We start from the raw sequence: 24,518 nt of genomic DNA, 5'->3' as shown, positions 1-24,518 counted from the left end.
GACCGGCAGGGGTCCCAACGGGGGAGCGGAGGAGACGGGATCGGCATGTTCACCATAAGCAAGGAGTTCCACTTCTCCGCGAGCCACGTGCTCGACACGCTGCCCTCCTGGCACCCGTGCGCGCGTCTGCACGGCCACAACTACGTGGTCGTGCTCGAACTCTCGGCGGAGGACCACGCCCTTGCCCCGCCCGGCTTCGTCCGCGACTACCGGGACCTGGACGCCTTCAAGAAATGGGTCGACGCGACGCTCGACCACCGGCACCTCAATGAAGCGATGGGGGGGGGTATCCCCCGACGGCCGAGAACCTCGCCAAGTGGATCTACGACACCTGGCGCGATGACCTGCCTGAACTCAGCGCCGTGAAGGTCTCGGAGACGCCCAAGACCTGGGCCGTCTACCGGCTCTAGAGGTCGACGCGCGGGAAGCAGTGACTGGGCGCCGTCCCGCTCAGCTTTGCCAACCCGCCGTTCGGTAAATCTCGGCAGACACGTGGTGTGTGTGCACACCGGCAGCGACCGGAGACCTACGGCCGCGAACTGTCCGACTGCTGCTGCCGCGGGTCGGGCCCGGGAGAGGGTGGGCAGGCAGGCCCGGGCGGGGGCCAGGTTGTGTGCAGCGCGATGTCCTCCCCATGAGGCGGGCCGGATCAGGTCATGTCAGGCCGCGAATGGGTCCGTCGCCGTACAGCGCCCGGATGTCGACCAGGAGGACATCACGGCGGCGCCCGGCGGCGTCGATGACATCGGGATGGAAGCCGTGCAGGGAGAACAGGGTAAGGATCGCGTCCTCGGGCCGATGTCCCTGGTCGGCGAGGAGAGCGCGGATGTGTTCGAGGCGCTCCAGGTCCTTCAGCCCGCAGGGTTGGACGGTGGCCTTGGCCTCGCCGATCAGGATGATGGACGCCCGAGGGCTTTGCGGGCGCTCACCGGGGGCCAGGGCGAGCAGGTCGACCTCGTGCTTGGTCAGTGCGGCCGGATCTGCGATCTCCGCCGTGCCCACCGCGCCGAGCGACAGCCCCGTCTCGTCGATGGCGAAGGAGCGGGCCCATTCGCGCGCGGTCTCCTCGAAGTGCGGGCCGAGGATCTTCGAGTGGTACGTCGGCCGGGACGACTGCCACACCTGAGCCCCGCGCCGCCGTTCCACCAGGTCCGCCATGGGCAGCGTGATCAGCTGGTTGAAGCGGATCACCGGGTCCGCGACGCTGATGACCGGGTGCCGGGCCTTGAGCAGGTCCTGTTCCTTGCGGAGGTAGCCGGTGGATTCGAGCACCTCCAGCGGGGCGACCATGGCGGAGCGGGAGCGCTCCAGCATGGAGCCGACCTTCGCTGGGGTCGAGGCGCCCCGGGCGACGGCGGACAGGATGTCGTAGTACAGCGTGCGGTGGGTGATCCGAGGGTCCTCGCGCAGCAGGATTCCGCCTCCACCCGCGAGTACGGGGCCCGCCCCGGGTCCAGCAGGGTGCGCTCCACCCAGGGGCCGAGCTCCGTCTCGCTCTGCGGCGCGGGCCCGGCGGCCAGCGGCCGGTAGCCGGGGGCGCCGCCCAGCACGGCGTCGACCTGCAGTGCCACCGCTGGATCCTCGATCCCCCAGTGGGTGCGGGCGGTGCGGTAGTCGAAGGCCGGCAGGCGCAGGTCCAGCACGGCTCGGCCGCGCAGTGGCTTGGTGCCGGACAGCAGCTCGGACATCACGCTCATCGCCGAGCCGCACAGTACGATCCGGCCGCCGGGTGCCTTGCCGGACTGCGACTGGTCGTACAGCAGTTGCAGGAACCCGGGGATCTCCGGGGAGTGCTGCATCAGATACGGCAGCTCGTCGATGACGATCAGTGGCGCCCCTGAGGCCCGGTTCACTACCTCCAGCGCAGCGGTGAGCACGTCCCGCCAGTCGTCCAGCCGCATCGCGCCGGGCCGTACTCCCGCGTGTGCGGCGATCGCCTCGGTGAATCGGTGCAGCGCGGGCACCCTCCCTCCTCCTGGACGGCGGTCAGATACAGCCCCCCACCGCTTCAGTGAGCGCCTCCAGCAGGAACGACTGCCCGTTCCGCCGCCGCCCCGAGACGGCGGCCAGCCGCAGCTCGGTGGCTGGGTCGTCGAGGAAGTCGCTCAGCAGTGCCCACTCGTGATCACGGTCCAGCAGCCGCTCCGGCTTGCTGAGCTGTCCGGGCATGCCCTCTCCAAAACCGTTCAGGTCAACCTGAACGAAATCGGTAGAGCCAGACCTCACCTGCGTGGGGGCTGTGAGCGTAATTCTGCGGGTGGGTCACACGCGGATTTCTTCTCGCCGAGAGTGTCGCGGCTCCTGGCAGGCTCCGGCCCGGAGCCGCCGCCCCAGGACTGCACCGCCATCCGCCTGCACGAGTCCGGCGAGGTGCAGCGGCAGCGGCAGTCTCACCGGCTGACCACCCCTGGCATTGGGCGAGTTGAGGGGCAAACCCACCGAAGCCGTCGGTTTGCAGGCCTCGGCCCCCTAGGCTGGCGCATCATCGACTGCACCATCACAGCGGGGCGGAAAAGAATCATGCGCGGCCTCACTGAGGCGAACCTCAAGACGCTGGCCGGTGCCCGTTCCTTCGAACGCGCCCGCGGGTATCTCGACGCGGTGTCCGGGGTCGACGTCGGCGATGGTTGGGTCACCGCAAGCGTCCACGGCACGGAACGGTACGAGGTGGAGCTGACCCTGGACGGGCCCGGCGGACTGTCCGGCGAGTGCGACTGCCCGTACGGCCTGGAGGGCAACTTCTGCAAGCACCTGGTCGCCCTCGGCCTGACCGTGCTTGCCCAGCGGGAGAGCCTGCCGCGCCAGCGGAAAGCGGCCCAGGAGCGCGCGCAGGACCTCGACGGGTGGCTGTCCGCCCTGTCCAGGGACGAGTTGCTCGCCCTGCTGCGGGAACAGATCGACGACGACCGGCGGTTGCGGCGACACCTGGAACTGCGCGCCGCGAGCGCCCGCGGCGACCTCGCCGCGGTCCGGTCCCGTCTCCGCGATCTGCTCGACATCGGCCCCTTCGCTCAGTACGGCTACGTCGAGTACGCCGATGCCCGCGCATACGCCGACCAAGCGGGGCAGGCGGTGTCCGCGATCGGCGCGCTGACCGGCTCGGGCCGGGCCGCCGACGCGATCACCCTGGCGCGGGAGGCGATGCGGCTGCTGGCCGAGGCGGTGGAGAGCGTCGACGACTCCGACGGCCGGCTCGGGCAGATCGGCGCAGGCCTCGCCGACGCCCACCTCGACGCGTGCCGCGCGGCACGCCCCGACCCCGAGGAGCTCGCGCGCTGGCTGGTCGGCCATGCGCTCGGCGACATCGACGACGGCCTGACCGACCTCGATCCGCTCGATTACGACGATGTCCTCGGCGAAGAAGGCATGACCGTCCTGCGAAAGCTGGCCGCCGAGGCGTGGCGGCGCAACCGCCGCGGCTGGGCGGAGAAGCACCTGATGGAACGCCTGGCCAAGGCCGGAGGAAACGTCGACGCGGTGATCGCCGTGCACGCGGCCGACCTCGCACCGAACGGCCACACGCATCTGGTCATCGCCCGCGAGCTGGATGCCGCCCGGCGTTCCGACGATGCCCTGGACTGGGCAGAACGCGGTATCCGGGACGCCCGGGACCTCTCCACGGTGGACACCGCCCTGGTCGACTATCTCTGCGACCGCTATGCGCAGGCGGGCCGGATCGCCGACGCTGTCGTCGTGCGCCGTGACCACTTCGGTGCCCGCCGCTCTCTGCTCGCCTACCAGCAACTCCGCGCCGCCGCGCGGGCCGCGGACAGCTGGCCGGCCGAGCGTGAGGGAGCCCTCGCCCTGCTGCGCGCCGCCGCGGAGCGGCCGCAACAGAGCTGGTACGGCGGTCCCGTCCTGGTCGACGCATTGCTCGACGACAAGGACGTCGACGCCGCCTGGCAGGCCGCCACCGCCACCGGCGCCCATGACCGGCAGTGGCTCACGCTTGCCGATCAGGCGCGGGCCACCCGTCCCGCCGACGCGCTCAGCGTCTACCTGCGCCTGGCCGAGCCGTTGACCAAGGAGACCGGCAACACCGTCTACGAGCAGCTCGTCGGCCTACTACTCGGCATCCGCGACTGCCACCGCCGCCTGGGTACCGAGGACGAGTTCGCCCGGTACGTCACCGCCCTGCGCACCGCCCAGAAACGCAAGCGGAATCTGATGCGCCTGATGGACGAACATGGCCTGTGAGCCGGACGGTGTCTCGCACCCCTCCCGCCAGATCGGCCACCGCCGTATGACGAAACCCCTGTGGTCGTAGACCATCCTGTCGGTGTCAAACACAGTCCCGGAGCGCCGCGACTCTTCCACCCCGTGAGCGGGCAGGACCACGGTGCAGGGTATGAAGAGTGAGTCGGAGAGAACCGCCCAAGGTCGTCATCGAGTACGTCATTGTGGATGGGCCCGAAGGTGAGCAACTGGCGATGAGGCAGGGTGAAGCCATCCGCGAGGTCCTCGAATGGCTTCACACGCACCACGGCTCTGTGGAGCGCAACAAGGAACACGGCAGACGACGGGCGGCTGTTCTTCACCGAACAGGGCCGGGTTATCAGCTACACCACCTACCACCGGGTGTGGCACGAGACCCGCGACCTTGCCCTGCCGCCCGCACTCACCCGCACCCCGCTCGCGAAGCGCCCGTACGACCTGCGGCACTCGGCGCTGTCCACCTGGCTGTGCGCGGGCGCGGACCCTGCCGAGGTCGCCCAGCGGGCCGGCAACAGCGTCGAGGTCCTGTTGAGCCGGTACGCCAAGTGCCTGTACGACCGGCAGTCCATCAACAACCAGCGCATCGAAGGGCTCCTGAGCGCCTACGACCAGCCGCCCGAACCGGACGTGGCGTGAGGAGTTCGGCATCTGGTTGCGGGAACTGGATCAGGTGATCTCGGCAGTGGGGAGATGGGGCATGGCGGTTGTGGGACGGCGAGGCGCGCGTGGCGGACTGGCTGCGGGCGCAGATCGAGGACGTGGACCTCCCGCGCCGGCAGGTGCGAGTGCGGGAGCCAATGAGAGCGGACACGCCGGAGTGGGTCCCGGTGAGTGAGCTGACGGCATCGCTGCTGGGCCGGTTGATCGGTGATCTGACGAGCGGGCCGCTGTTCTGCGATGGCCCGGGGCGGGTCACGCGTGGAGGAGCCTTCTCCATGGCGCGCGGTCGCGCGGGGACCGGCCTGCACGCGTTCCGGTCCGGTGGTTTGAGCGCCCGATACCCTCCAACAGCCGCGGAGTCCGCGTCGTAGCTCCGTGACTGCGTTGACGATGAACGTGTGCGCTGGCCGCGCCGATCGGGAGCTCCGCCTCCCGGGCAGCAGGTGTGTGCGGCCCCGCTGGCGGACGTTCGCCCTGGCCGTGCCCCGACCTGTGGGCGAATCAACTGCCGGGCGACTGAGCCAGTTGGTGCTCACGCTGTCCCTGTGGGAAGACGCGAGGCGGATCTCATGAGCGGGTGCCATTTGGAGCGTCCAGGGCGTTTCGCGCCTGCTCGGCGAAGGCTGAGAGTTTCTCTTTGAGTTCCGAGGCAGCCGTCGTCACCCGTCGCGAGCGTTCACCGAGCGCTGGGTCGTCGTAGGCGCGCTTGGCGTGGATCAAGGAATACGACCGGGCGTTGTGTGTGGCTGTGGCCGCACGTTCCACGATGGCCTCGGCCAGGTCTGCGATGCCGCGCGGTCCTTCGATCATGACGATGGGGCCGGTGGTGCGCACTGCCGGCAGGAGGGCGGATACCTCCTGCCAAGCGGCATCGAGTTCCTCCGGGGAGTGATCTCCCCGGACTGCCGCGTAGGTCGTCGACGAAAGGCGTCCCAGCGCTTCTTGGTGGGCAGTGATGGCTTCAAGGAACGTGCTGTACACGTCGCGTCGCCCCTGGCGTCGCCATTGGGTGTGCTGACTGCGTCCCTGAGACCTTCCCGCCAGGGGCGGCTGCTCCCATGGTCCCGCCTGCTCCGAGGAGTCCTCCCACGGCTGCGCCCAGCAGGGCAGCCACTCCAGCGTCCATCGCCACACCTTCGCATTGTCGAGTCGATCGACATCGTTCCCTGGTCATGGTGTGGCAGGTGGCGGATCCGGACGATTGCCCCGAGGGGGCGCCGAGTCAGACCTTGATCACGGTGACCCGTCTGCCGCACAGCGCGGTCAGGTCCTCGGGGTCCGAGGTGAGGATCGTGACGGGGCCGGGGGTGGCGAGGGCGGTGGCGCTGAGCATGGCGTCGATGGCGTACTTGTGGCCGTGCAGGCCGGCGTCGGCAAGGAGCGCGGCGGCGTGACGCGCGATCGGCTCGGTGACCGGTTCTACGACCAGGCGGGACAGCGTCCACTCCAGGGCCGGGCGGTTGATCCGAGGGTGGACCACTTCGACCAGGGTGGCCGCGGAGGTGATCACGCGCAGGTCGTCGGCGCGGGCCAGGGCGAGCCATCCGGTGACGGTGCGGTCGCGCAGCACTGCCTTTGCCAGCCCCTCACTGTCCAGGACGAGCGTGCCGCCGGGGACGGCGGGGGAGCGGGTCACGCTGCGTCGGCCCCGCCCTGTGTCTGCTCCCGGCGAGCCTGGTGGAGCTGGTCGCGCAGGGTCTGGATCTCCTCGTCCGTGACGGGCCCGTGTTCGGCTTCGGCGACGGCGATGAGCTCGTTGAGGTTGTCGCGCTCGATCTGGCGGGCGACGGCGGCGGCGACATAGGCGGACAGGCCGGAGGGGCCGCTGCGGGCCTTGGCGGCTTCGGCGATGTCGCGCGGCATGGTGATCGAGTACTTGCCGGTAGGCTCACTCATGCTACTCATCCTACCCCTGATCCTCCCGGTGAGCGTCGCACTGGGACTCGAGCCGGCCGCGAGGGCCGGTCTGCCTGTGACGCTTTCCGGCGCGAGCCACCAATGAACCGGAGCCGCAGCAGGGTCGCGCCTCACTGCGAGAACCCGCGTCCCAGGCGCTACAGCGCGTCCGAGGCGGGAGGCAGCCGGGCTGTCGCCCAGGGATAGGCCGCCCATCCCTGATCGAGGACCGGGTTGCGGTCGCTCTCGTGTCCATTGAGGCATTCGTTGAGCGCCCACGTGGAGCGTTGGGGGTCGGCCGCACGCTCCAGGAGCAGCGAGCTGGGCGTGGTGTCCGTCAAGGTCACCAGGCGTTCGATCTCCTGGGCCCCGACGACCGCGGTCGGGATATCGGCGGCGGGCAGGTCCACGTGGGGCAGGTTGGCGTTGGCGATGGGGAACGGCTCAAGGGTGACGATCAGAGCTTGACGCGGACGGTCGGCCGGAATGCCGGCGAATGCCGGATTGGGCTGGTCGATCTGGGCCGAGGTGGCGTTGACCTGGCGGTAGGCGCGGGCCAGTTTGTTGTCGGTCTCCGCTACTCCGCCTTCCAGGCCGAGCCGGGCGTTCTCGGTCGGCATCATGGACTTGACCTCCGCGAGCAGTACCAGGTCGTCGAAGATGACGATCCAGTCGACGCTGTGCAGCTGGTTGCGCTTGACCCGGTACGTGATCTCTCCGACGACGTCGGTATTCGGTATCAGGTGGAGCTGGCGGCCGACGTACTCCTCGAAGAGATAGCCGGTTTCCTCCAGGAAGGCGGTGCCGAAGTGCTCAAGCCCTGTGTGGTAGATACCGGCCGGTGTCGCCTTGCGCCAGACCAGCTGGGGTGAGGGGCACAGCAGGCCGGGCCCGAAGCCGGTGACCGCCGGCCGGCCGAGCAGCGGGTTGTACGTGAAGCGACGGAGCTGGGCTGCTTTGCTGCCGGCCGCCTTCGCCAGGTTCTCCACGGTCTGCTTCTCGGTTGCTTTGATGGAAGCCACGTCGGTGGCGAAGTGCCGTTCGATGACACGCAGGACCGTCTCCCGGCTGACCACGCGGTTGAACTTCTCCCCGTCCGGGCTGTCGAAGATCGCGGGATCGAAACGCCCGGCGTTGAACAGCGCGCATCCCCAGAGCAGTTGCGCGGTGCCGACGTAGTCGGGCAGCGGGCAGCCGAACAACTCGGTGTCCCGGCCCGGGACCATGCAGCGGGGCTGTCGGCGTGCGGGGAACGGGGTGTGCAGGTAGAGCGCCGCGGTACGGGCGAGACTGACGAACTCCGGGGCCTGCCATGCCATCTGCTCGCCGCCCAGACGCATCATGAAGTCCCGGAGGCGGACCGGGGGCGGCTCGTCCGTACCGTGCAGGGTCGGTTCCTTCAGGCTGGAGTACTCCGCGAGGATCTCCAACAGATCGCGCTCGGAGGCTTCGGAGCGCTGGTGCTCGGTGCCGTAGGCCAGGCAGACGCGGGCCGCGTCTGCCAGAGCCCAGGGCGTGTACTTCAGAGAGGGGCTTTCCAGCCAGGACTGAGGCCGTTCGGGCGAGCCGTAGCGGGCCGCGGCTGCGGCGATCAGCGGCAGCAGCGAGCTGGGACGGTGGCGCCGGATGCGCTGGCGGTACTCGGCCTCCGTCACCAGCCGGTCGTACAGGTACGCAGCCATCTCGCCATGATCCTCGTCCTGGCCATCTTGTTCGACAGATTTCTCCCGAGTAGGTCCTGCACGTGGCCATGCCGATGCCTGGGTGATCTACGTCGTCGACGGTCTGTCCGCTGAGGTGCCGGCACTCGCCGTCGCAGCCACGCGGGAACGGAATGGTGAGGCGCCGAAGCGGGGAGTTGTCCCTGGGGTGGTATGGCTGGACGGTGGTCCCGGATCTGCTGTTCAGCGGTGCTGGTCCGCGGTGACGATGCGTGTTGGCGCGGAGGCGTGGTGTCAGGGCAGCCGGACGAGGTTCAGCCGGTAGTCCTCGACCCGGGGCAGCCGCTGGGCGGCGAGGCTGCTGAGCATGTCCTGGACAGGGGCCGGGAGTCCGTCGTACATCGGGGCGGGGAGGCTGCTGAACGTGTGGGAGGCCAGTACTTCAACCCCCGGGCGCCACTCGGTGAGCTGTGCCGGATCGGCGCAGGCCCACTGCATCCGGGCGCTGACCTTGCCCAGTGCGTCGTGCTGGTCCTGGGTGTCGAAGTGGCCGGGGCCGGAGGTGTCGAGGGCCAGCAGTGAACCGGGGAAGCGGTCGGCGAGCAGGCCGATGACCTCGCGCACGTCCGTCTCCTGGAGGTAGGGCAGGACGGCTTCGGCGGCGAAAAGGTATGGGCCGCCGGAGTGCGCGGCGACGGTGTCCGCCCACGCCTCGTCCGTCACCGACGCGGCGATCATCGTGCGGCGTGGCATATCGGTGAGGAAAGTGCGGCGCAGCTCGATCACGTCGGGCAGGTCGAGGTCGAACCAGCGGGCCTGGCCGTTGTCGGTGCGTTCGTAGCGGGTGTTGAGGCCGGTGCCGATCTCCACCACGGTTCCGGTGGGATGCTCGGCGAGGAAGTCGGCCACCCAGCGGTCGAACAGGCTGGTGCGCAGGACCGTGCCGAGCAGCATCGGGAGGTCGTCGAAGCGGGCGAAGTCGTAGTCGATCGCTGCGACGAGTTCCTCGGCGATGGGGTCGCGCAGGACCGCTTCCTTCTTGCGGTTTTCCACCGCCCGGCCGTACAGCGGGATGAGCAGGGTTTCCTGGATCGTGCCCAGGCGTACGTCGCGCTCGGTCATGACTGCCTCCACAGTCCTCTGCGGGTGCGACGACGCTATATGAAAATGGGATTCATTATTAGGGGTCCGGCGCCGTCCTGCCGCGGCGGCGCCGGACTACTCCTGTGCGTGCCGGATGGCGTCCAGCACGATGTGGGCGATGTGTTCGTCGGTGAGGTGGTACCGGATCTCGCGGGCCTGGCGGCGGGTCGTCACGATGCGGGAGTTGCGCAGGACCCGCAGGTGCTGCGAGACCAGCGGCTGGCTCACCTCGAGGGTGGCGACCAGTTCGTGGACGTACTTTCCGCCCTCGGACAGCTCGCGCACGATACCGAGGCGGACCGGGGAGGCCAGTGCCTTCAGCAGGTCACTGGCGGCTTCCAGGGCGCGTAGAGGTTCGTCCGCCGGGGCTGTCGGGGAGGGAGGTGTCACCATCACATGCATACATTAGCAAGTGACAATGATTTCCGGTCCGGGTTTGTGTCGCCGGACGCGGATCCGGGTCAGTGGTCGTCCCAGTGGCCGTCGTGTGCGGCGTGACGGTGGCCGTCGTGCACGTAGTCCACGTGGTCCTCGTGCGGCACGGCCACATGCCCGCAGCCCTCGCCGTGCTGGTGGTCGTGGCTCTCGTGGGCGGTGTGGCCGGTGGGCGCGCACTCGTCGACGTGACCTTCGTGGGCCTTGTGGAGGTGGCCGTCGTGCGCGTAGTCGGTGTGGTCGCCGTGCGGGACGGCGACGTGGCCGCAGCCCTCGCCGTGGGTGTGCGTGTGGTCGTCGTGCGTGCGGTGCTCGGTGGCCGTGGCCATGTGGTGCTCCTAGCGGTGCTCTCTGGTCGCCTGCGGCTGGTGCTCCGCAGGCCGTGCGTGGTCACATTAACATATGGCAATTCGCGCATGTGTTGCTCGAAGTCAGGCCGCTGCGGGCGCAGTTGGCTCCCGTGGGCCGGTCCGACTGTCATTTCGACCGTCAACCGGGGTCCTGCATGCCGAGTCGCAGGTGTTCGATGTGGTGGACTGCCTGGTCGAGGAGCTGGGCCACGTGGTTGTCGTAGAGGCGGTAGACGATGCGGCGGCCGTCGCGCCGCCCGATGGCCAGGCCCAGGGTGCGCAGCAGCCGGAGCTGGTGGGAGGCCGCGGGCTGCTCAATCCCCACGTCGGTGGTGAGTTCGGTGACGCCGAACAGTGTTCAGTGCCGCCGCCCGGTCCTTCGCATCGGAGATCGCCCTCACAGTGTCTCCGGCGATCAGCCAGGTCGGGGGGTCGAGCGCTACCCACCAGAAAAACACCACCGCGATGACTATGCCCGCTGCCAACATGGTTTGTCTGACTCAGATCCGCCCCCCCACGCATATGCCCTCTTTACCCGCATGGGGGAGGAGCTGACACCTGAACGTCCGAGTCCCAGCTCTGCAGGCCCGCGTTGAGCTGGGGCAGGAGGCCCGCAGGGGCGGCGGCGGGGTCGTCGTCGCGACCCTGCGCCAGCCCAGCCGGTCGACGTGCGGACGACGGCCGTGGTGGGCGCAGGCATGAGGCGAGGATGCCGGTCAGTCGCCCGGCGTGAAGTGGTACGGCATGGGAATCTCGAAGTGCACCGTGGCGACGCCTGGTCCGTGCTCGCCTGTGGTGCGGGCGTCGAACACCTCCTTGGACAAGCTGCGCCAGAAGGCTTCCGCACCCTCGACGTTGACGTTGGTGTGGAGGTAGATCCGCTCGTAGCCCGGTGTGTTCGCGATGAAGGAGCAGGCCGTGTCGACCAGGGTGCGGGCGAGCCCCTGGCGCCGGTGTTCGGGCCGTACGTACACGCGGACCAGCTGGGCGGTGGTCCCCGACGGGTAGTGCTCGGCCAGCCAGCGCGGGTGCGGTGGGTGGGCAGGGCCCGCAGAGCGCACTCCGGTCGTGGCGACCACCTCGCCCTCATGGACCGCTACGAGGAGCAGGTGCCGGTGGTTGTCGAGGTACGTGCCCTTGAGGTCCATCACGTCCCGGTGCCATTGGGGCACGTACCCGTATCCGAACTCCTTGTAGAGGGTGTCGAGCATGACGCGGCGCGCGTCGTCCATGTCGGCCGGTGTCGCGGGGCGCACGGTATATCCGCGGTGTGCGGTCTCGCTCACGGGGTTTCTCCTGTCTGGCATGTGCGTGGCTGGCATGCGCGTCTGTTGGGTGTGTGCCGTCTGTGCAGCGGTTCCGTGGCGCTGCCCCGGGTCGACTCTATCCAATTTAATGAAAACGGTTTTCAGCTGTGCGGGTGCCTGGTCCCATGTGGCGCACGTCAGTTGCCGCGCTGGAGCGATGCTGAGCGTCGCAGGCGCCAACCGGAGCACTCCGGGGGGCGGTTCAGTGGGGGTCGCGCAGGTTGAGGCGGAGGTGTTCGATGTGGTGGACGGCCTGGTCGAGGAGTTGGGCGACGTGGTTGTCGTAGAGGCGGTAGACGATGCGGCGGCCGTCGCGTTCTCCGGTGACCAGGCCGAGGGCGCGCAGGAGCCGGAGTTGGTGGGAGACGGCGGACTGTTCCATGCCGACGGCGGCGGCGAGGGCGCCGACGGGGTACGGGGCGTGGCGCAGGGTGGTGAGGATGCGCAGCCGGGAGGGGGTGGCCAGGGCCTGAAGGGTGGCGGCGACAGACGCTACCGTCGTCTCGTCGAGCGGAGCGCAGACGGCGCGAACAGCCGTGCCCGAAGGGCTGCGGGGGAGGGCGGCCGCGAGGATGTCGCGACCACCACTCCCTCCTCCGTTGCCGCCACCGGAGTCAGCGGCGTGCACGGGCCCTCGCCTCGCGTGGCGGGCGGACGAACTGCAGCTCCAGCGTGGTCGGGGGTTCCGCGACGCCAGGTCCGCCGTCGGCGGCCCACCGCAGGACGTCGTCGGTGCAGTCGTCGTCCATGGCGAAGCCGATCCAGGTCGCCCGGCCTCCGGCTCTTCGGCCGGCGGTGGAGGGCTGGACGACGATGACATTGGCCTGGTCGCAGGGGCCCAGACAGTCCGTCGTACGGACGACGAAGCGGCCGCCGGACGCGGCGGCACCGGCGCGCAGCCGGTCCAGTTGCCAAGCGTGGTCGGTGCCGGGGTGCTTGCGGGGGTTGCCGCAGCAGCAGCCGCGGCACACGACCAGCGTGCAGGGCCGTGCCCGTGCGACGCCGACGGTCACCGTAGGGCCGGCGGCGCCGCACGGGGCGGCGGGGCGCTTCACAGCTCCGTCCGGGAGGGCAGGCCGTAGGCCCGTACGCGGCCGTCGCGGTAGGCGGTGACCAGCAGGTGCGGTCCGGCCCAGGCCAGCGCGGCGACTGCGGAGTCGGCGTCGTCCAGTGTGCGCACCGGCCGCAGCCGGTTGGCGGGTTGTCCGGCGGTGGCGTACCAGAGCGCGATCGTGCCGTCGTGGCCGCCGCTGGCCAGATGCCCGGCCGGGCCCGGCCGCCAGGCCAGCGCGGTGATCGTCTCGTGGCAGCGCAGTTGGCGCGGTGCCGTCCCCGCCGGACCTTTGCCGGAGAAGTCCCAGACCGTCAGGTCGGGGGCGCCGTCGGCGGCGAGCCAGAAGCCGGTGTCGTCGAAGGCGAGGCGGGAGACCTTCTCCGGGTAGCCGGACATGGTCAGTTCGCTGCCGTCGCGGGTGCGCCAGATGTGGATCGAGGCGTCCTGGTTGCCGCTGCAGATCCACTTCTCGGTCGGGGCGACGGCGAGTGCGAGGTGCGAGCCGATGTAGGGGTAGGTGACGACGGGCTGGGCGGTGTGCCGCTCGTGGCCGCGTACGGCTCCGTAGGCGGCCACGGCCAGCCGGCGCCCCCGGCGCAGCCAGGCGAGGTCGGTGACGGTGGATGCGGCGGGCTCTGTACGCCACAACTCCTCGCCGTCGCCGTCGGCGTCGAGTACGAGCGCCTTGCGTCCGGAGGCGATGGCCACCCGCTCGTCGTTGGCCCAGGCGGCGGAGGAGGACCAGGCGCCGGATTCGCGGACGACGGTGCGGCCGTCCGTGCGCCGCCACAGCGCGTACCCCATGGGGCCGGTGACCGCCAAGTGCCGGGCGGTGGGGGAGAGGTAATTCTTCAGGGCGCCACCGGGCAGGTCGAGTGCCCCCATCTCGGCACCCATCGCGGCATCGAGGATGCGTACCGTGCCCTCGGCTCCGGCGACGGCCACCAGGTCGCCGCGCGCGCTGAGCGCGACGGGTGCGTCCTCGATGGTGATCTCCCAGGCGACGGTGAGCGCCTGGTCGGGTGCGGTGATGCTCACGCGGCCGCTCCCGCCGTGGCCAGGCAGTCGGCGAAGCCGCGCTCCAGCTCGTCGCGGTCGAGGTTGCGGCCGATGAAGACCAGCCGGTTGCGGCGCGGCTCATCGTTCCGCCACTGGGCGCCCTCCTCGCCCATCAGCAGCATGTGGACGCCCTGGAAGACGTACTGCCTGCCCGAACCGGCAATGGCGAGGATGCCCTTGGAGCGGAAGATGTCGACGCCCTTGGTGCGCAGCAGGTTGCCCAGCCACGCGTTCAGGCGGGCGTCGTCGACCTCGCCGTCCAGTTCGATGCCGACGGAGGTGACGGTGGCGTCGTGCTGGTGCTCGGTCTCGGTGAGGAAGGACGGGTCGTCTTTGAGGACCCGGTCGAGGTCGAAGGCGCCGACGTCGAGGATCTGCTTCAGGTCGACCTCGGCGTTGCGGGCGCGCAGGATCTGCACGGGCGCGTTGATGGCCTTCACGCGGGCCTCGACCTCGGCGAGGGTCGCCTCGTCCGCCAGGTCGGTCTTGTTGAGGATGACGCGGTCGGCGAAGGCGATCTGCTCGACGGCCTCGTTCTCCACGCCCTCGGGCTTGACCTCGTCAAGGTGTTGTAGGACGTGGGCGGCGTCGACGAGGGTGATGATGGCGTCCAGGCGCAGCTGGGCGGCGATCTCGTCGTCCATGAAGAAGGTCTGTGCCACGGGCGCGGGGTCGGCCAGGCCGGTGGTCTCGATGAGGATGTGGTCGAACTTCTCCCGGCGGCGCATCAGGGCTCCGAGGATGCGGATGAGGTCTCCTCGGACGGTGCAGCAGATGCAGCCGTTGTTCATCTCGAAGATCTCTTCTTCGGCGTCGAGGACGAGGGCGTCGTCGATGCCGATCTCGCCGAACTCGTTCTCGATGACGGCGATCCGCATCCCGTGGTGTTCGGTGAGGATCCGGTTGAGAAGGGTCGTCTTGCCCGAGCCGAGGAAGCCGGTGAGGACGGTGACGGGCACGCGTTCGTCGCGCGGGGCGTCCGTCGTGGTTGCTTCGGTCATCAGGGTCAGGCTCCTTCGGGTGCGGTGGTGAGCAGGGCGGCCTTGAGGTCGTCCTCGGTGATCTCGTCGGTGGGCTGGTGCAGGGTCCAGCGGCGGGCAGGCCCGTTCATCGGCAGGGCGGCGACGACCGTCTCCAAGGGCGGGCAACCCGGTTCGGTGCAGGCGAGCTGGCGGATCATGACGGCGGTGTCGTCGTCGAGGTCCAGCAGGGTGCGCACGGTCTCCTTCAGCTCGCGCAGGTGCGGGCTGGGTGCGGCGGGGTTTCCTGGCCCGAATCCCAGGGGCATGACGGCAGTTCTCCTCACTCGGTGGCGGGTTGGCAGCCGGCGCAGACGTCGGTGAGTTCGACGGTGTGCTCCACCGCGGCGAATCCGGAGTCGGAGGCGATTTGTCCGGCCCACTCCTCGACGACCTCGCAGTCCACCGGTCGGCTGCTGCCGCAGGCACGGCAGATCAGGTAGTGGCGGTGTTCATCGGTGGGCCGCCATCGGTAAAGCCGTTCACCGGCGTTGGCTTGGATGACGTCGACGGCGTCCGCGGCCTCCAGGTCACGCAGTCCTCGGTAGACGGTGGTCAGACCGATCCGTGTGCCGTCGGCGGTCATGCGCGCGTACAGGTCCTGCGCCGAGACGAAGTCGTGACAGTTCGCGAGAGCTTCCAGAAGGGCCGAGCGCTGCCGGGTTGGCCGCTGTTGGGTCATCGCTCACACCAACGTTCACCCCCTAGTGGCGTGCCGAATCCGAGCTAATGAAAATGAAATCCATAACCACATGAACGATAGCTCATGTATGACTGAGTGCGCGAGTCGCGGTGGGGCGTCTCGCCGATCAGGGGAGGTTCTCTTGAGTGAGGGCCGCGCGGTGTGGCTGGCTGTGCCGCGCCCGTTGGGCCTGCCTCCGGGCAGGAAACGTGGCCCTCGTCGTCCTGTTCCTCTTCTTGCGTATCGAGGATCGCCGGCTGACGGTATGTCGGGTCAGCGCACGCGTCGCTCCTCCAGCGGTGCCGCACGCAACCGTGCGGCGGTGTCGCTCGGCAGGTGGGGGGTGTGTCCCACGAGTCGGGCGGAGTTGGCGACGACGGCGATGCTGCTGGTGTTGTGCAGCAGGGCGGCCAGGACGGGGTTGATGGAGCCGCCGGCGCTCACGATGAGGCCGGCGAGGTTGACGCCGATGGACAGGGTGTAGTTCTGCCGTACGACGCGCAGGGTGTGCCGGCTCAGCTCCACGACGGCGGCGACATTACGCAGGTCGTTTCCGGCGAGGGCGATGTCGGCGGTCTCGAGTGCGACGTGGGAGGAGTGGGCGCCCATGACGATGCCGACGTCCGCGAGGGCGAGTGCGGGGGCGTCGTTGGTGCCGTCGCCGACCATCGCGACGCTGTGTCCCTCGGTCTGGAGGTCGCGGATCAGTTGGAGTTTGGCCTCGGGCAGTGCGTGGGCGTGGACCTCGGTGATGCCGAGGGTGTCGGCCACGGCCTGGGCGGTCTCGGGGGCGTCGCCGGTCAGCAGCACGATCCGGGTCACCCCGAGGTCGGTCAGCTGGCGGACGACGGTGTCGGCTCCGCCGCGTACGGCGTCGGACAGGCCGAGCATGCCGATGAGTTTGTCGTCGTGGGCGAGGCAGATGACGGTCTCGCCGGCGGCGCGCAGCCGGGTCGTCCATTCCTGGGCCACTTCGGAGAGTTCCAGGCCGTGGCGGCGCAGTAGGGCGGGGCTGCCCACGAGCAGGCGGCTGCCGTCGAGTTCGGCGCGTACGCCCATGCCGAGGACGACCTCGCAGGCTTGGTGGATGGGGATGTGCAGGTGCTGTTCCTCGGTGCGCCGGACGATGGCTTCGGCGAGCGGGTGGCGTGCGTGCAGTTCGCCGGAGGCCGCAAGGCTCAGTACCTCGTCGGCGGTGACCGTCTCGTCGAGCGTGACCACGCTGGTGACCAGGGGGCGGCCGAGGGTGAGGGTGCCGGTCTTGTCGAAGACGACGGCGGTGACGCGGCCGATGCCTTCGAGGTGGGTGCCGCCCTTGATGAGGGTGCCGCGGCGGGCGCCGTTGCCGATGGCGGCGCTGATCGCGGTGGGGGTGGCCAGGCCCGCGGCGCAGGGGCAGGCGATCAGCAGCATGGTCATCGCGCGTCGGGCGTCCCGGAGGGCGGGATCCTGCTGGCCCTGGGAAGCAGCATCCCCATCAGCCCCTACGTCACCACGATCTCGTTCACGATCTACATCGTCTGCCGACTGGTGGGCACCTACCGGACCCGGCAGTGGGGAGCCGGACGAACCGTTCCCGAGTCCGGCTGACCGACGCTTGCGCCATCCCTCCCGGCGTCTGATCCCCCGCTTCAACAGCGAAGTTGTCGCTGAACGCGCACGGCGGCCCGCGCTGTAGGCGGTGACGCCACTCGTGCCGCCGGTGCACACGGTGTTCGGCGCGCGTGCGCCCTCGGTCCCGCATCCGGTCGGGGTCCGCCCCCAGCTCCCCTGCGTCACGCTCGGCCGTTCACGCCCCCCAGACATCACCGCAATCTCATTGCCAACCCTTTATGAAAACGATTATCGTCTTTACTGTGCCCGAGTGGGCATGAACATGACCCATGGGGGGTCCTTTTGCGTACCCACAGACGCCTGCTGACCGTCACCGGCATCGCCGCCGCCGCGCTCGCCACGGCCGGTCTCAACACCTCCGCCTTCGCCGCCACCACCCTGAGCAGCGGCCACGTCGACGTCCTCGACGCCGAGTGGGACGGTACCGACCTGCACCTTCACGTCCACGACGAGGAGACCGGCACCGAGTACGAGCCGGCCGATGTCACCCTGTCGGTGCCGGCAGCCGCGAAGGTGACCAACCCGGGCTGCGGCTTCCTCGGCTCCGGCGGCCAGGTCTGGCTGCTGCCGGACACCGAGGCCGAGGCCGACGCAGCCGGGGTGCTGTTCCCCGGCATCTCCACCGAGCACCTCAGCACCGGCGTCTTCGCCAACAACAACGTCACGTACACCCTGGTCAGCGCCACTCGCAACGGCGCGGTCACCGAGGACTTCAGCATCTACACCGGCAGCTGCGCCCGCTGGTTCGACAGCAACACCGCCACCACCAGCTTCAAGTCCCGGACCTTTGGCGTCGCCACCCACAACCACGCCAACTGGGCCTTCGAGGAGGCCGGAACCTACGAACTGAAGTTCAAGGTCTCCGGCACGGTGAACGGTGCTCTCGAGGAGTCCGCCACCGAGACGTACACCGTCGTCGTCAGCTCGTGATGGGGGCCCTGACGCGCGGCGGACGCGCCTTCACCGCCGCGGCCCTGGCCGCGGCAACCGCGGTGCTCGTGGGCGCGGCAGGGCTGGTCGCCGACGGCAGCGGGAACGCCCGCGCCGCCGGCGGTGCCGTCGTGCTGGACGAGGGCGAGCTCGATCTCACGCCCCGACTGGCCGACGGAAAGCTGGAGTTGCAGATCGACGACCGCAGTGGCGACACGGCGGTCGTGCGCGAGCCGTCCCAGGTCGTGCTGCACGCCCCGGCGTCCTCCCTGCAGTACACCCCGGACCCGGTGGCCACGGCGCTCGGCACGACCAACATGGACTCCTGGCAGCTGGGCGGCTGGGAGGCGGAAAACATCTTCGCGCCCGAGCCGGGCTGGAACGGCTCAGAGGCGGGGGGCGACACAGAGGTCACGCTGTCCGGGTACGAAGGTCCCGGGGACTTCGGTCTGGCCATGTACACCCGCGAGATGGACGCCGCGGACGCTCCTGCGATCCCGTACCTCGGCAGTGTCGCTTCCGTTCAGCGCACCTTCGCGCTGCCGCGCGACGAGGAACGGCTGCTGCCCATCTGGCAGTTCACCGCAGAGGGCGTCTACCGGCTCACCTTCACCGTGACTAGCGGCGGCTCCTCCGACATCGAGACCCTCGCCGTGGTCGTCGGCGACGACGTCGACCCGGCCGACGTCCTGCCCGGTGACGGCTCCACGCCCACGGCTTCCCCGACGGATTCGCCGACCGGCTCGGCGACCGCGAGCCCGTTGCCCACCGCCCCGGTGGCGCATGTCATCGCCGAGGGCCACGTCGACCTGGCGGCCCGTCCGACAGCCGGCGGCCTGGAGTTCCAGATCAAGGAGGGCACCGAGCTCAACCACAAGTGGTATGAGCCGGGCGAGGTCGTCATGCATGTACGGCCTGCCGCCAAGCGGAAGATCCCGCAGGGGTACGAATTCCTCGGCACCCCGGGCGAGGCGGTGTGGTGGCTGCCGCTGCAGCAGAACGCCGGCATCGTGTGGCCGGGCTGGAACACCACGGAGTACGCCAAGGCCGACCTCGACGGCCGCGTCTCCTTCCGGCTGGACTCCGTGCAGGGCCCCGGCAACATCGCGATGTTCCACAACGACGCGCTGGGCATCCCGGTCGTCTCGCTCAACAGCGGTGACGGTCTGCCCGACACCCACACCCTCGGTGCGGGCACGCACAGCCACTTCGACTGGGTATTCGGCGCCGAGGGCGTCTACCGCACCACCTTCACCGTCAGCGCCACTCTCGCCGACGGCACGAAGGTCAGCGACACGGAGACCATCGCCTGGGTGGTCGGTGACGACACGGATCCGTCGACCGTGACGCCGGGTGAGGGGGACGAGCCGACGGCGACGCCCACAGCCACCCCGTCGGAATCGGCATCGCAGACACCGACCGCTACCGCGTCCCCGCCGGCGTCCGACTCGCCGAGCGCCTCGGCTTCGGCAACGGACCCGGGCTCCAGCTCCTCCGGTACCGGCGGAAGTTCGTCGACCGGCGGCAGCGGAACCTCGACGACCGGCGGCCTGGCCTCCACCGGTGCGCAGATCACCGTGATCGCGGGCATCGCCGTTATCGCCCTGCTCGTGGGTGGCAGCGCTGTGTTCTTCGTACGACATCGCCGTACCGCCCCGTGAAAGCTCCGCGTACGACGGACCGGCGCATGGCAGCCACCCGGTCCGTCGTACGCGGCATTGTCGTGTTCGAGAGAAGGAGGAGCCCCATGTGGGGCCACCCCAGACGCACCACCGCTACCGCCGCCGCGCTGATCGCGGCGAGCGCGTTACTGTCAGGGTGCAGCGGGCTTCAAGCCGCTTCGTCGGATGCCGAGTTGAGGGTGTCGACGACCACCGGGATCATCGCCGACCTCGTCGAGCAGGTCGGCGGCGACCGCGTCGAGGTCACCTCGATCGTGCCGCACCACGGCGACCCGCACTCCTACGAGCCCAGCCCCGGCGACGCGGCCAAGGTCGCCAGGGCCGACGTCGTGTTCAGCAACGGACTGCTGCTCGAAGAGCCCGGGATCATGAAGATGGTCCACACCAACGCCCGTAAGTCCGCCCCGAAGATCGAGATCGCCGAGAAGCTCGAGCAGCACGGCGGCACGGTCATCAAGCTGGAGGAGGACCTCGGGCTCGACGTGCTGTGGCTCGGCTGGGCCGTCGAAGGCGAGGTCGCCGGAGACGGCTCCCAAGTCCGGACGGCCGCCACGAAGCTGGAAGGGCCCGGCGAGCTGCGCGTGTATCTCACCGACACGCTCGGCAAGCCCAAGGTGTACATCGACTCCGCCGACGGCCTCGACGACGCCGACTCCTTCACCCTGCCGCCCGAGGCGCACACGCACGTCAACTGGGCGTTCAGCGAGCCCGGAACGTACCGGCTGACCGTCGAGGGGCAGACCGAGACCCTCGACGGGAAGACCAAGGACATCGGCAGCGGCACTTTCACCTTCACCGTCGGCGACGACGCCGAAGCGCCCGAGGGAGCCAGAGTGCTCGACGGCGGGCACGCCGATGTCGCGCTCAACGCCGAGACCGGGAAGGTCTACGTCCGCGCTGACGACGACAAGAGCGGCGAGCCTGAGCGTCTCCCGGCCGGCGACGTGGTGCTGAACGTTCCCGACCGGGCCAAGGAGGCCGTGCCGAAGGAGGAGCCGTACGCCTTCCTCGGCGAGCCGGGCGACGAACTGTGGGTACTGCCGCAGGCCGTGATCGGCAAGCACGTGCACGGCGACATGGACCCGCACGCCTGGGCGGACGTCGCCAACGCGGCGGCGTACGTCCGGCGGATCGAGGCCGAGCTGATCAAGGCCGACCCGGACGGGAGAGCGACGTATGAGAAGAACGCCGCCTCATATCTGAAGACGCTCGGCGCCCTTGATGAGGAGGTCGCCAAGAAGCTCGCCACCGTGCCGGAGCAGAACCGCAAGCTGATCACCACCCACGACGCCTTCGGCTACCTCGCCAAGGCGTACGGCATGGAGATCGCGGGCTTCGTCGTGCCCGTGCCCAACCAGGAGCCGAGCGCGGCCGAGGTCGAGGAACTCGGCGACACCATCCGGGAGAAGAAGGTCCCGTCGGTGTTCCTGGAGCCGAACCTCGCGGCGCGCGCCGACGTGCTGCGCCGGGTCGCCGAGGACGAGGGCGTCGGGATCTGCACGATCTACGGCGACTCGTTCGACGACAACGTCGACGACTACGTATCGATGATGCGGCACAACGCGACCGAGCTCGCCAAGTGCCTGGGGAGGGACGCCTGATGAGGGGCATGCGTAGAGTGCAGCGGGTAGCTGTGGCGGTGGTGCTCGCGGCCACCGTGGCGGGGGGCGGCGTCGCCGTCGCGGACGACGGGACGGCATCTGGGCGCGGACTCGGCCGGATCGCTTATGCGGACGGACTGCTGACCCTGGATCCGGCCGACCGAGCCCATGTGATCGACGTAGGCAGTGCGGACGCGGCAGACGCGTCGGCACCCGGGTGGGACACCACCGGCGTGCCCGAGGGCGCGGTAGCCGGGGACACCGTTCGGTGGTCGCTGACCGGGCTCGACGGGCCGGGTGACCTGAAGGTGTACTCGGACGAGGATGAACAGGCAGGCGGCAGAGCCGAGGACGCGCTGCTGTTCGACAGTGCGGACGACCTGCCCGACGAGCACGAGCTGCCAGTTGGCCAGCAGGGTGGCACGCGCTGGGAGTTCAGCGAGGACGGCACGTACCGGGTCATCTTCACCGCGGAGGCCACGGCCGCGGACGGGCGGGAACTGTCCGTGGGGACCGTGTACACGGTCGTGGTCGGGGACACCGCGGATGGGGAGGACACGGCCACCGAAGAGCCGGTCGCCGACGAGATCTCCGCCGGGGAAGTCACCGAGAATGTGCAGACCCCGCCGACCCCGGCGGCGGCCGGGAAGGCTGTGACGGAGGCGGCTGAGGCCGAGCGGCGCACCGCCCTGGCCGCCACCACGGCTGCCGGCGGCGTCGTGTCCGACAAGAAGGTCCTCGACGAGGGCCACGTCGACTTCGCCGCCCGCGTCGTCGACAACAAGCTGCAGATCCACATCAAGGACGGAACCGTCTCGGGAAGGACCACCTGGCGCGAGCCCTCCTCCGTGGTCCTGCACGTCAAGCCCGCGGCCAAGAACACCCTCCCGGCGGGCGACGAGTTCGCGTTCCTCGGCAAGGGCGGCGACCCCGTGTGGCTGCTCGACCAGGTGCAGCAGGACGGGCTGCTGTGGCCCGGCTGGTCGACGGACAACATCAAGGCCGGGGCGACCAAGGGAGGCGTGGAGTTCTCACTCACCAAGGTCGACGGTCCGGGAACCTACGCGCTCTACACATACGACGCCATGTCGGGCGCGAGCGTCCTGTTCAACAGCAAGGACGGGGTACCGGACTCCTTCGACGTGCCCGCCAACACGCACGCACATGGCGGGTGGGCGTTCACCAAGGAAGGGACGTACCGTTTGACGTTCAAGATGAGCGGCACGCTTGCGAGCGGTACGAAGGTCTCCGACACCGAGACGGTGACGTTCGCGGTCGGCGACACCGATCCCGGCACGGTGACGCCGGGCGACGGCTCGGGCAAGGGAGCGGCCGGCACCTCCGGGACGTCCGGTTCCTCTTCCTCGGACACGGCGGGCACCGCCTCCGACACCGGTTCCACGGGCGGCTCTTCGACGGACGATACCAACGGCTCGATGGCTTCTACCGGCGCCGGTCAGGCCGTACTCCTGGGCTCGGCCGCCGCCGTCCTCACTGCCGTGGGAGCCGTGTCCTTCCTCGCCGCACGCCGCAGGAGGACCGCACGTGGCTGACAGATCGGACCCGCTGCTGCGGGTCACGGGCGCGACCGTCGTCCTCGGCGGGCGGATCGCCCTGGAGAAGGCCGACCTGGCCGTCGACGCGGGAGAGCTGGTCGGGCTCATCGGACCCAACGGCGCTGGCAAGACAACCCTGCTGCGGGCTGTGCTCGGGCTGGTTCCCATGGCTGGGGGAGAGGTGGCCGTGGAGGGGCGGACCGGACGTAGAGCCGGTCAGCGGATCGGGTACGTGCCTCAACGCCACGAGTTCGCCTGGGACTTCCCGATCGACATCGCGGGCGCGGTGCTCACCGGCCGTACCCGGCTGATGGGCTGGCTGCGCCGTCCGGGGGCGGCGGACCGGGCGGCGGTGGAGGAGGCGTTGGAGCTGACGGGGCTCGCCGAGCTGCGGCGGCGCCCGATCGGTGAGCTGTCCGGTGGCCAGCGGCAGCGGGTCCTGGTGGCCCGCGCCCTGGCGGCCGGCCCGCGCATCCTGCTCCTGGACGAGCCGTTCACCGGAGTCGACGTCCCCACCCAGGAGTTGTTGAACGAGTTGTTCGGCCGGCTGGCCGCGGAAGGCAGGGCGCTGCTGATGACCACCCATGACCTGGCTGCGGCCGCCCGCACCTGCGGCCGGGTGGCGCTGATCAACCGCACGGTCGTCGCCGAGGGAGGGCCCGGCCTCCTCGCCGACTCCGACCAGATGCTGCGGGCGTTCGGCCTCGACCGCGCGATCGGCACGGTGACCGCGTCATGAGTGACCTGATCGCCTTCTTCACCGATCCCTGGCAACTCCCGTTCATGCAGAGGGCGTTCGCCGTGGCAGCGATCATCGGCCTGGTGTGCGGCGTCGTCGGCGTGTACGTCGTGCTGCGCGGCATGGCGTTCATCGGCGACGCGGTCGCCCACTCGGCCTTCCCCGGCGTCGCACTCGCCTACGCCTTCGAGGGCAATCTCCTGCTCGGTGGTGCCGCGGCCGGCATCACCACGGCGGTGCTGATCGCCTTCGTCTCCCAGAACCGGCGGCTGAAAGAGGACACCGTCATCGGCGTCTTCTTCGCCTTCGCCTTCGGACTGGGCATCGTCCTGGTATCCACCCGGGACAGCTGGACGACGGACCTGTCGTCCTTCCTGTTCGGGCAAGTGCTGGCGGTGAGCGCGTCGGACGTGTGGACGGTGGCCGCCGTCGGCGCCGTACTGGTCCTCGTCGTGCTGGCGATCGGCAAGGAACTGGTCGCCGTCAGCCTCGACCGCGAAACGGCACGCGCGGCGGGCCTGCCGGTGTTCCGCCTCGACCTGGCGCTCTACGTCGTCGTCACCACGACGATCGTGATGTCCCTGGAAGCGGTCGGCAACATCCTCGTCCTCGCCCTGCTCATCACGCCCGCCGCCACCGCCCGCATGCTGACGGAGCGGCTGTGGGCGATGACGCTGCTGGCCTCGTTGATCGGCTGTGCCGGGAGCGTGGCGGGTCTGTACGTCTCGTACACCTACGACCTGGCCGCCGGCGGCTCGGTGGTCGTCGTCCTCACCGGCCTGTTCGCACTCACCTGGTGCCTGGCTCCCCGCCACGGGCTCCTCGCGAAGTTCGTCCGACGTCCGGACGGGGCCGCCCCCTTGCCCGCCGGTCGGTGAGACCCCGAAGGCCGGTCCGCGCACCACGTGGGCGGTG

The 24,518-nt window shown here is 69.7% G+C and carries 24 protein-coding genes and 4 pseudogenes; 10 read left to right on the top strand and 18 right to left on the bottom strand.

The features are described from left to right. Positions 1-45: 45 nt before the first annotated feature. Positions 46-410 (top strand): annotated as a pseudogene (locus QQM39_RS13240) (6-pyruvoyl tetrahydropterin synthase family protein). Between the two features lie 777 nt (positions 411-1,187). On the opposite strand, the gene QQM39_RS46165 reads toward QQM39_RS13240, so the two are convergent. Further along, on the bottom strand, positions 1,188-1,964 hold the full coding sequence (locus tag QQM39_RS46165; RefSeq protein ID WP_367668921.1) for an ATP-binding protein: 777 nt from the start codon (positions 1,962-1,964) through the stop codon (positions 1,188-1,190). Positions 1,965-1,986: 22 nt separating this feature from the next. Next, the gene (locus QQM39_RS46160; RefSeq protein ID WP_367668920.1) at positions 1,987-2,169 is read right to left on the bottom strand and encodes a hypothetical protein; all 183 of its coding nucleotides are present in this window, start codon (positions 2,167-2,169) and stop codon (positions 1,987-1,989) included. A gap of 351 nt (positions 2,170-2,520) precedes the next feature. On the opposite strand from QQM39_RS46160, the gene QQM39_RS13230 reads away from it, so the two are divergent. Next, positions 2,521-4,197 carry an SWIM zinc finger domain-containing protein gene (locus QQM39_RS13230; RefSeq protein ID WP_301996900.1) on the top strand — a complete coding sequence of 559 codons (1,677 nt, stop codon included), beginning with the start codon at positions 2,521-2,523 and terminating at the stop codon, positions 4,195-4,197. 312 nt (positions 4,198-4,509) lie between these two features. Beyond that, positions 4,510-4,851 (top strand): annotated as a pseudogene (locus QQM39_RS13225) (site-specific integrase); the annotation flags it as partial. A 591-nt stretch (positions 4,852-5,442) separates the two neighbouring features. On the opposite strand, the gene QQM39_RS13220 reads toward QQM39_RS13225, so the two are convergent. The 16 genes and pseudogenes from QQM39_RS13220 to QQM39_RS13145 all read right to left on the bottom strand — a co-directional run bounded on the left by QQM39_RS13220 (position 5,443) and on the right by QQM39_RS13145 (position 16,900). Beyond that, positions 5,443-5,856: a hypothetical protein gene (locus QQM39_RS13220; RefSeq protein ID WP_301996899.1), complete on the bottom strand. Its 414-nt coding sequence runs from the start codon at positions 5,854-5,856 to the stop codon at positions 5,443-5,445. A 241-nt stretch (positions 5,857-6,097) separates the two neighbouring features. Continuing rightward, positions 6,098-6,511 (bottom strand): PIN domain-containing protein, encoded by a 414-nt coding sequence (locus tag QQM39_RS13215; protein WP_301996898.1) that lies wholly within the window; start codon positions 6,509-6,511, stop codon positions 6,098-6,100. Beyond that, a complete protein-coding gene (locus tag QQM39_RS13210) occupies positions 6,508-6,771 on the bottom strand; it encodes a CopG family transcriptional regulator (RefSeq protein WP_301996897.1) in 264 nt (87 codons plus the stop codon). Before QQM39_RS13210 ends, QQM39_RS13215 begins: the two co-directional genes overlap by 4 nt. 158 nt (positions 6,772-6,929) lie before the next feature. Then, positions 6,930-8,453, bottom strand: coding sequence for a hypothetical protein (locus QQM39_RS13205; protein ID WP_301996896.1), 1,524 nt, complete (start codon positions 8,451-8,453; stop codon positions 6,930-6,932). Positions 8,454-8,726: 273 nt separating this feature from the next. Continuing rightward, positions 8,727-9,554 (bottom strand): class I SAM-dependent methyltransferase, encoded by an 828-nt coding sequence (locus QQM39_RS13200; protein WP_301996895.1) that lies wholly within the window; start codon positions 9,552-9,554, stop codon positions 8,727-8,729. 96 nt (positions 9,555-9,650) lie between these two features. Further along, positions 9,651-9,968, bottom strand: coding sequence for a helix-turn-helix transcriptional regulator (locus QQM39_RS13195; RefSeq protein ID WP_301996894.1), 318 nt, complete (start codon positions 9,966-9,968; stop codon positions 9,651-9,653). Between the two features lie 68 nt (positions 9,969-10,036). Further along, positions 10,037-10,339, bottom strand: coding sequence for a hypothetical protein (locus QQM39_RS13190; protein WP_301996893.1), 303 nt, complete (start codon positions 10,337-10,339; stop codon positions 10,037-10,039). Positions 10,340-10,499: 160 nt separating this feature from the next. Then, a pseudogene (locus tag QQM39_RS13185) lies at positions 10,500-10,703 on the bottom strand (ArsR family transcriptional regulator); the annotation flags it as partial. A gap of 373 nt (positions 10,704-11,076) precedes the next feature. Then, complete coding sequence (locus QQM39_RS13180; protein ID WP_302003573.1) at positions 11,077-11,592, bottom strand: GNAT family N-acetyltransferase; 516 nt, start codon at positions 11,590-11,592, stop codon at positions 11,077-11,079. A gap of 277 nt (positions 11,593-11,869) precedes the next feature. Continuing rightward, positions 11,870-12,295: a metalloregulator ArsR/SmtB family transcription factor gene (locus QQM39_RS13175; RefSeq protein WP_301996892.1), complete on the bottom strand. Its 426-nt coding sequence runs from the start codon at positions 12,293-12,295 to the stop codon at positions 11,870-11,872. Further along, entirely contained in the window at positions 12,282-12,680 is a 399-nt protein-coding gene (locus QQM39_RS13170) for a (2Fe-2S) ferredoxin domain-containing protein (RefSeq protein WP_302003572.1), read from the bottom strand. Before QQM39_RS13170 ends, QQM39_RS13175 begins: the two co-directional genes overlap by 14 nt. Before the next feature lie 38 nt (positions 12,681-12,718). Beyond that, complete coding sequence (locus tag QQM39_RS13165) at positions 12,719-13,759, bottom strand: WD40 repeat domain-containing protein (protein WP_301996891.1); 1,041 nt, start codon at positions 13,757-13,759, stop codon at positions 12,719-12,721. Then, positions 13,756-14,781 (bottom strand): GTP-binding protein, encoded by a 1,026-nt coding sequence (locus QQM39_RS13160; protein ID WP_301996890.1) that lies wholly within the window; start codon positions 14,779-14,781, stop codon positions 13,756-13,758. Before QQM39_RS13160 ends, QQM39_RS13165 begins: the two co-directional genes overlap by 4 nt. Before the next feature lie 5 nt (positions 14,782-14,786). Beyond that, positions 14,787-15,068: a hypothetical protein gene (locus QQM39_RS13155; RefSeq protein WP_301996889.1), complete on the bottom strand. Its 282-nt coding sequence runs from the start codon at positions 15,066-15,068 to the stop codon at positions 14,787-14,789. Positions 15,069-15,082: 14 nt separating this feature from the next. Continuing rightward, positions 15,083-15,481 carry a Fur family transcriptional regulator gene (locus QQM39_RS13150; RefSeq protein WP_301996888.1) on the bottom strand — a complete coding sequence of 133 codons (399 nt, stop codon included), beginning with the start codon at positions 15,479-15,481 and terminating at the stop codon, positions 15,083-15,085. A 273-nt stretch (positions 15,482-15,754) separates the two neighbouring features. Continuing rightward, positions 15,755-16,900 (bottom strand): cation-translocating P-type ATPase, encoded by a 1,146-nt coding sequence (locus QQM39_RS13145; protein WP_301996887.1) that lies wholly within the window; start codon positions 16,898-16,900, stop codon positions 15,755-15,757. An 18-nt stretch (positions 16,901-16,918) separates the two neighbouring features. Between QQM39_RS13145 and QQM39_RS13140 the strand changes: the two are divergent. The 7 genes and pseudogenes from QQM39_RS13140 to QQM39_RS13110 form a co-directional block, all read left to right on the top strand. Continuing rightward, positions 16,919-17,071 (top strand): annotated as a pseudogene (locus QQM39_RS13140) (metal ABC transporter permease); the annotation flags it as partial. Positions 17,072-17,377: 306 nt separating this feature from the next. After that, entirely contained in the window at positions 17,378-18,025 is a 648-nt protein-coding gene (locus QQM39_RS13135) for a choice-of-anchor M domain-containing protein (protein ID WP_301996886.1), read from the top strand. Further along, positions 18,025-19,686: a choice-of-anchor M domain-containing protein gene (locus QQM39_RS13130; RefSeq protein WP_301996885.1), complete on the top strand. Its 1,662-nt coding sequence runs from the start codon at positions 18,025-18,027 to the stop codon at positions 19,684-19,686. The genes QQM39_RS13135 and QQM39_RS13130 overlap by 1 nt, the downstream gene beginning before the upstream one ends. 26 nt (positions 19,687-19,712) lie before the next feature. Then, positions 19,713-21,308, top strand: a complete 1,596-nt coding sequence (locus QQM39_RS13125; protein ID WP_301996884.1) for an anchored repeat ABC transporter, substrate-binding protein — start codon at positions 19,713-19,715, stop codon at positions 21,306-21,308. Positions 21,309-21,316: 8 nt separating this feature from the next. Next, positions 21,317-22,861: a TIGR03773 family transporter-associated surface protein gene (locus QQM39_RS13120; RefSeq protein ID WP_301996883.1), complete on the top strand. Its 1,545-nt coding sequence runs from the start codon at positions 21,317-21,319 to the stop codon at positions 22,859-22,861. Further along, a complete protein-coding gene (locus QQM39_RS13115) occupies positions 22,854-23,603 on the top strand; it encodes an anchored repeat-type ABC transporter ATP-binding subunit (protein WP_301996882.1) in 750 nt (249 codons plus the stop codon). Before QQM39_RS13120 ends, QQM39_RS13115 begins: the two co-directional genes overlap by 8 nt. Beyond that, the gene (locus QQM39_RS13110; RefSeq protein WP_301996881.1) at positions 23,600-24,481 is read left to right on the top strand and encodes an anchored repeat-type ABC transporter permease subunit; all 882 of its coding nucleotides are present in this window, start codon (positions 23,600-23,602) and stop codon (positions 24,479-24,481) included. Before QQM39_RS13115 ends, QQM39_RS13110 begins: the two co-directional genes overlap by 4 nt. The last annotated feature ends 37 nt before the right edge of the window (positions 24,482-24,518 follow it).

This window comes from Streptomyces sp. DT2A-34 (genome assembly GCF_030499515.1).
Lineage (GTDB): Bacteria > Actinomycetota > Actinomycetes > Streptomycetales > Streptomycetaceae > Streptomyces.
This window is presented reverse-complemented; position numbering and strand designations above follow the sequence as displayed.

What these genes read in the sequence shown, in the direction of transcription:
- QQM39_RS46160 (WP_367668920.1), bottom strand. Translation starts at nt 2,169, where the DNA reads ATGCCCGGACAGCTCAGCAAGCCGGAGCGGCTGCTGGACCGTGATCAC.
- QQM39_RS13230 (WP_301996900.1), top strand. Translation starts at nt 2,521, where the DNA reads ATGCGCGGCCTCACTGAGGCGAACCTCAAGACGCTGGCCGGTGCCCGT.
- QQM39_RS13210 (WP_301996897.1), bottom strand. Translation starts at nt 6,771, where the DNA reads ATGAGTGAGCCTACCGGCAAGTACTCGATCACCATGCCGCGCGACATC.
- QQM39_RS13205 (WP_301996896.1), bottom strand. Translation starts at nt 8,453, where the DNA reads ATGGCTGCGTACCTGTACGACCGGCTGGTGACGGAGGCCGAGTACCGC.
- QQM39_RS13200 (WP_301996895.1), bottom strand. Translation starts at nt 9,554, where the DNA reads ATGACCGAGCGCGACGTACGCCTGGGCACGATCCAGGAAACCCTGCTC.
- QQM39_RS13195 (WP_301996894.1), bottom strand. Translation starts at nt 9,968, where the DNA reads ATGGTGACACCTCCCTCCCCGACAGCCCCGGCGGACGAACCTCTACGC.
- QQM39_RS13190 (WP_301996893.1), bottom strand. Translation starts at nt 10,339, where the DNA reads ATGGCCACGGCCACCGAGCACCGCACGCACGACGACCACACGCACACC.
- QQM39_RS13180 (WP_302003573.1), bottom strand. Translation starts at nt 11,592, where the DNA reads ATGGACGACGCGCGCCGCGTCATGCTCGACACCCTCTACAAGGAGTTC.
- QQM39_RS13160 (WP_301996890.1), bottom strand. Translation starts at nt 14,781, where the DNA reads ATGACCGAAGCAACCACGACGGACGCCCCGCGCGACGAACGCGTGCCC.
- QQM39_RS13155 (WP_301996889.1), bottom strand. Translation starts at nt 15,068, where the DNA reads ATGCCCCTGGGATTCGGGCCAGGAAACCCCGCCGCACCCAGCCCGCAC.
- QQM39_RS13150 (WP_301996888.1), bottom strand. Translation starts at nt 15,481, where the DNA reads ATGACCCAACAGCGGCCAACCCGGCAGCGCTCGGCCCTTCTGGAAGCT.
- QQM39_RS13145 (WP_301996887.1), bottom strand. Translation starts at nt 16,900, where the DNA reads ATGACCATGCTGCTGATCGCCTGCCCCTGCGCCGCGGGCCTGGCCACC.
- QQM39_RS13130 (WP_301996885.1), top strand. Translation starts at nt 18,025, where the DNA reads ATGGGGGCCCTGACGCGCGGCGGACGCGCCTTCACCGCCGCGGCCCTG.
- QQM39_RS13125 (WP_301996884.1), top strand. Translation starts at nt 19,713, where the DNA reads ATGGCAGCCACCCGGTCCGTCGTACGCGGCATTGTCGTGTTCGAGAGA.
- QQM39_RS13120 (WP_301996883.1), top strand. Translation starts at nt 21,317, where the DNA reads ATGCGTAGAGTGCAGCGGGTAGCTGTGGCGGTGGTGCTCGCGGCCACC.
- QQM39_RS13110 (WP_301996881.1), top strand. Translation starts at nt 23,600, where the DNA reads ATGAGTGACCTGATCGCCTTCTTCACCGATCCCTGGCAACTCCCGTTC.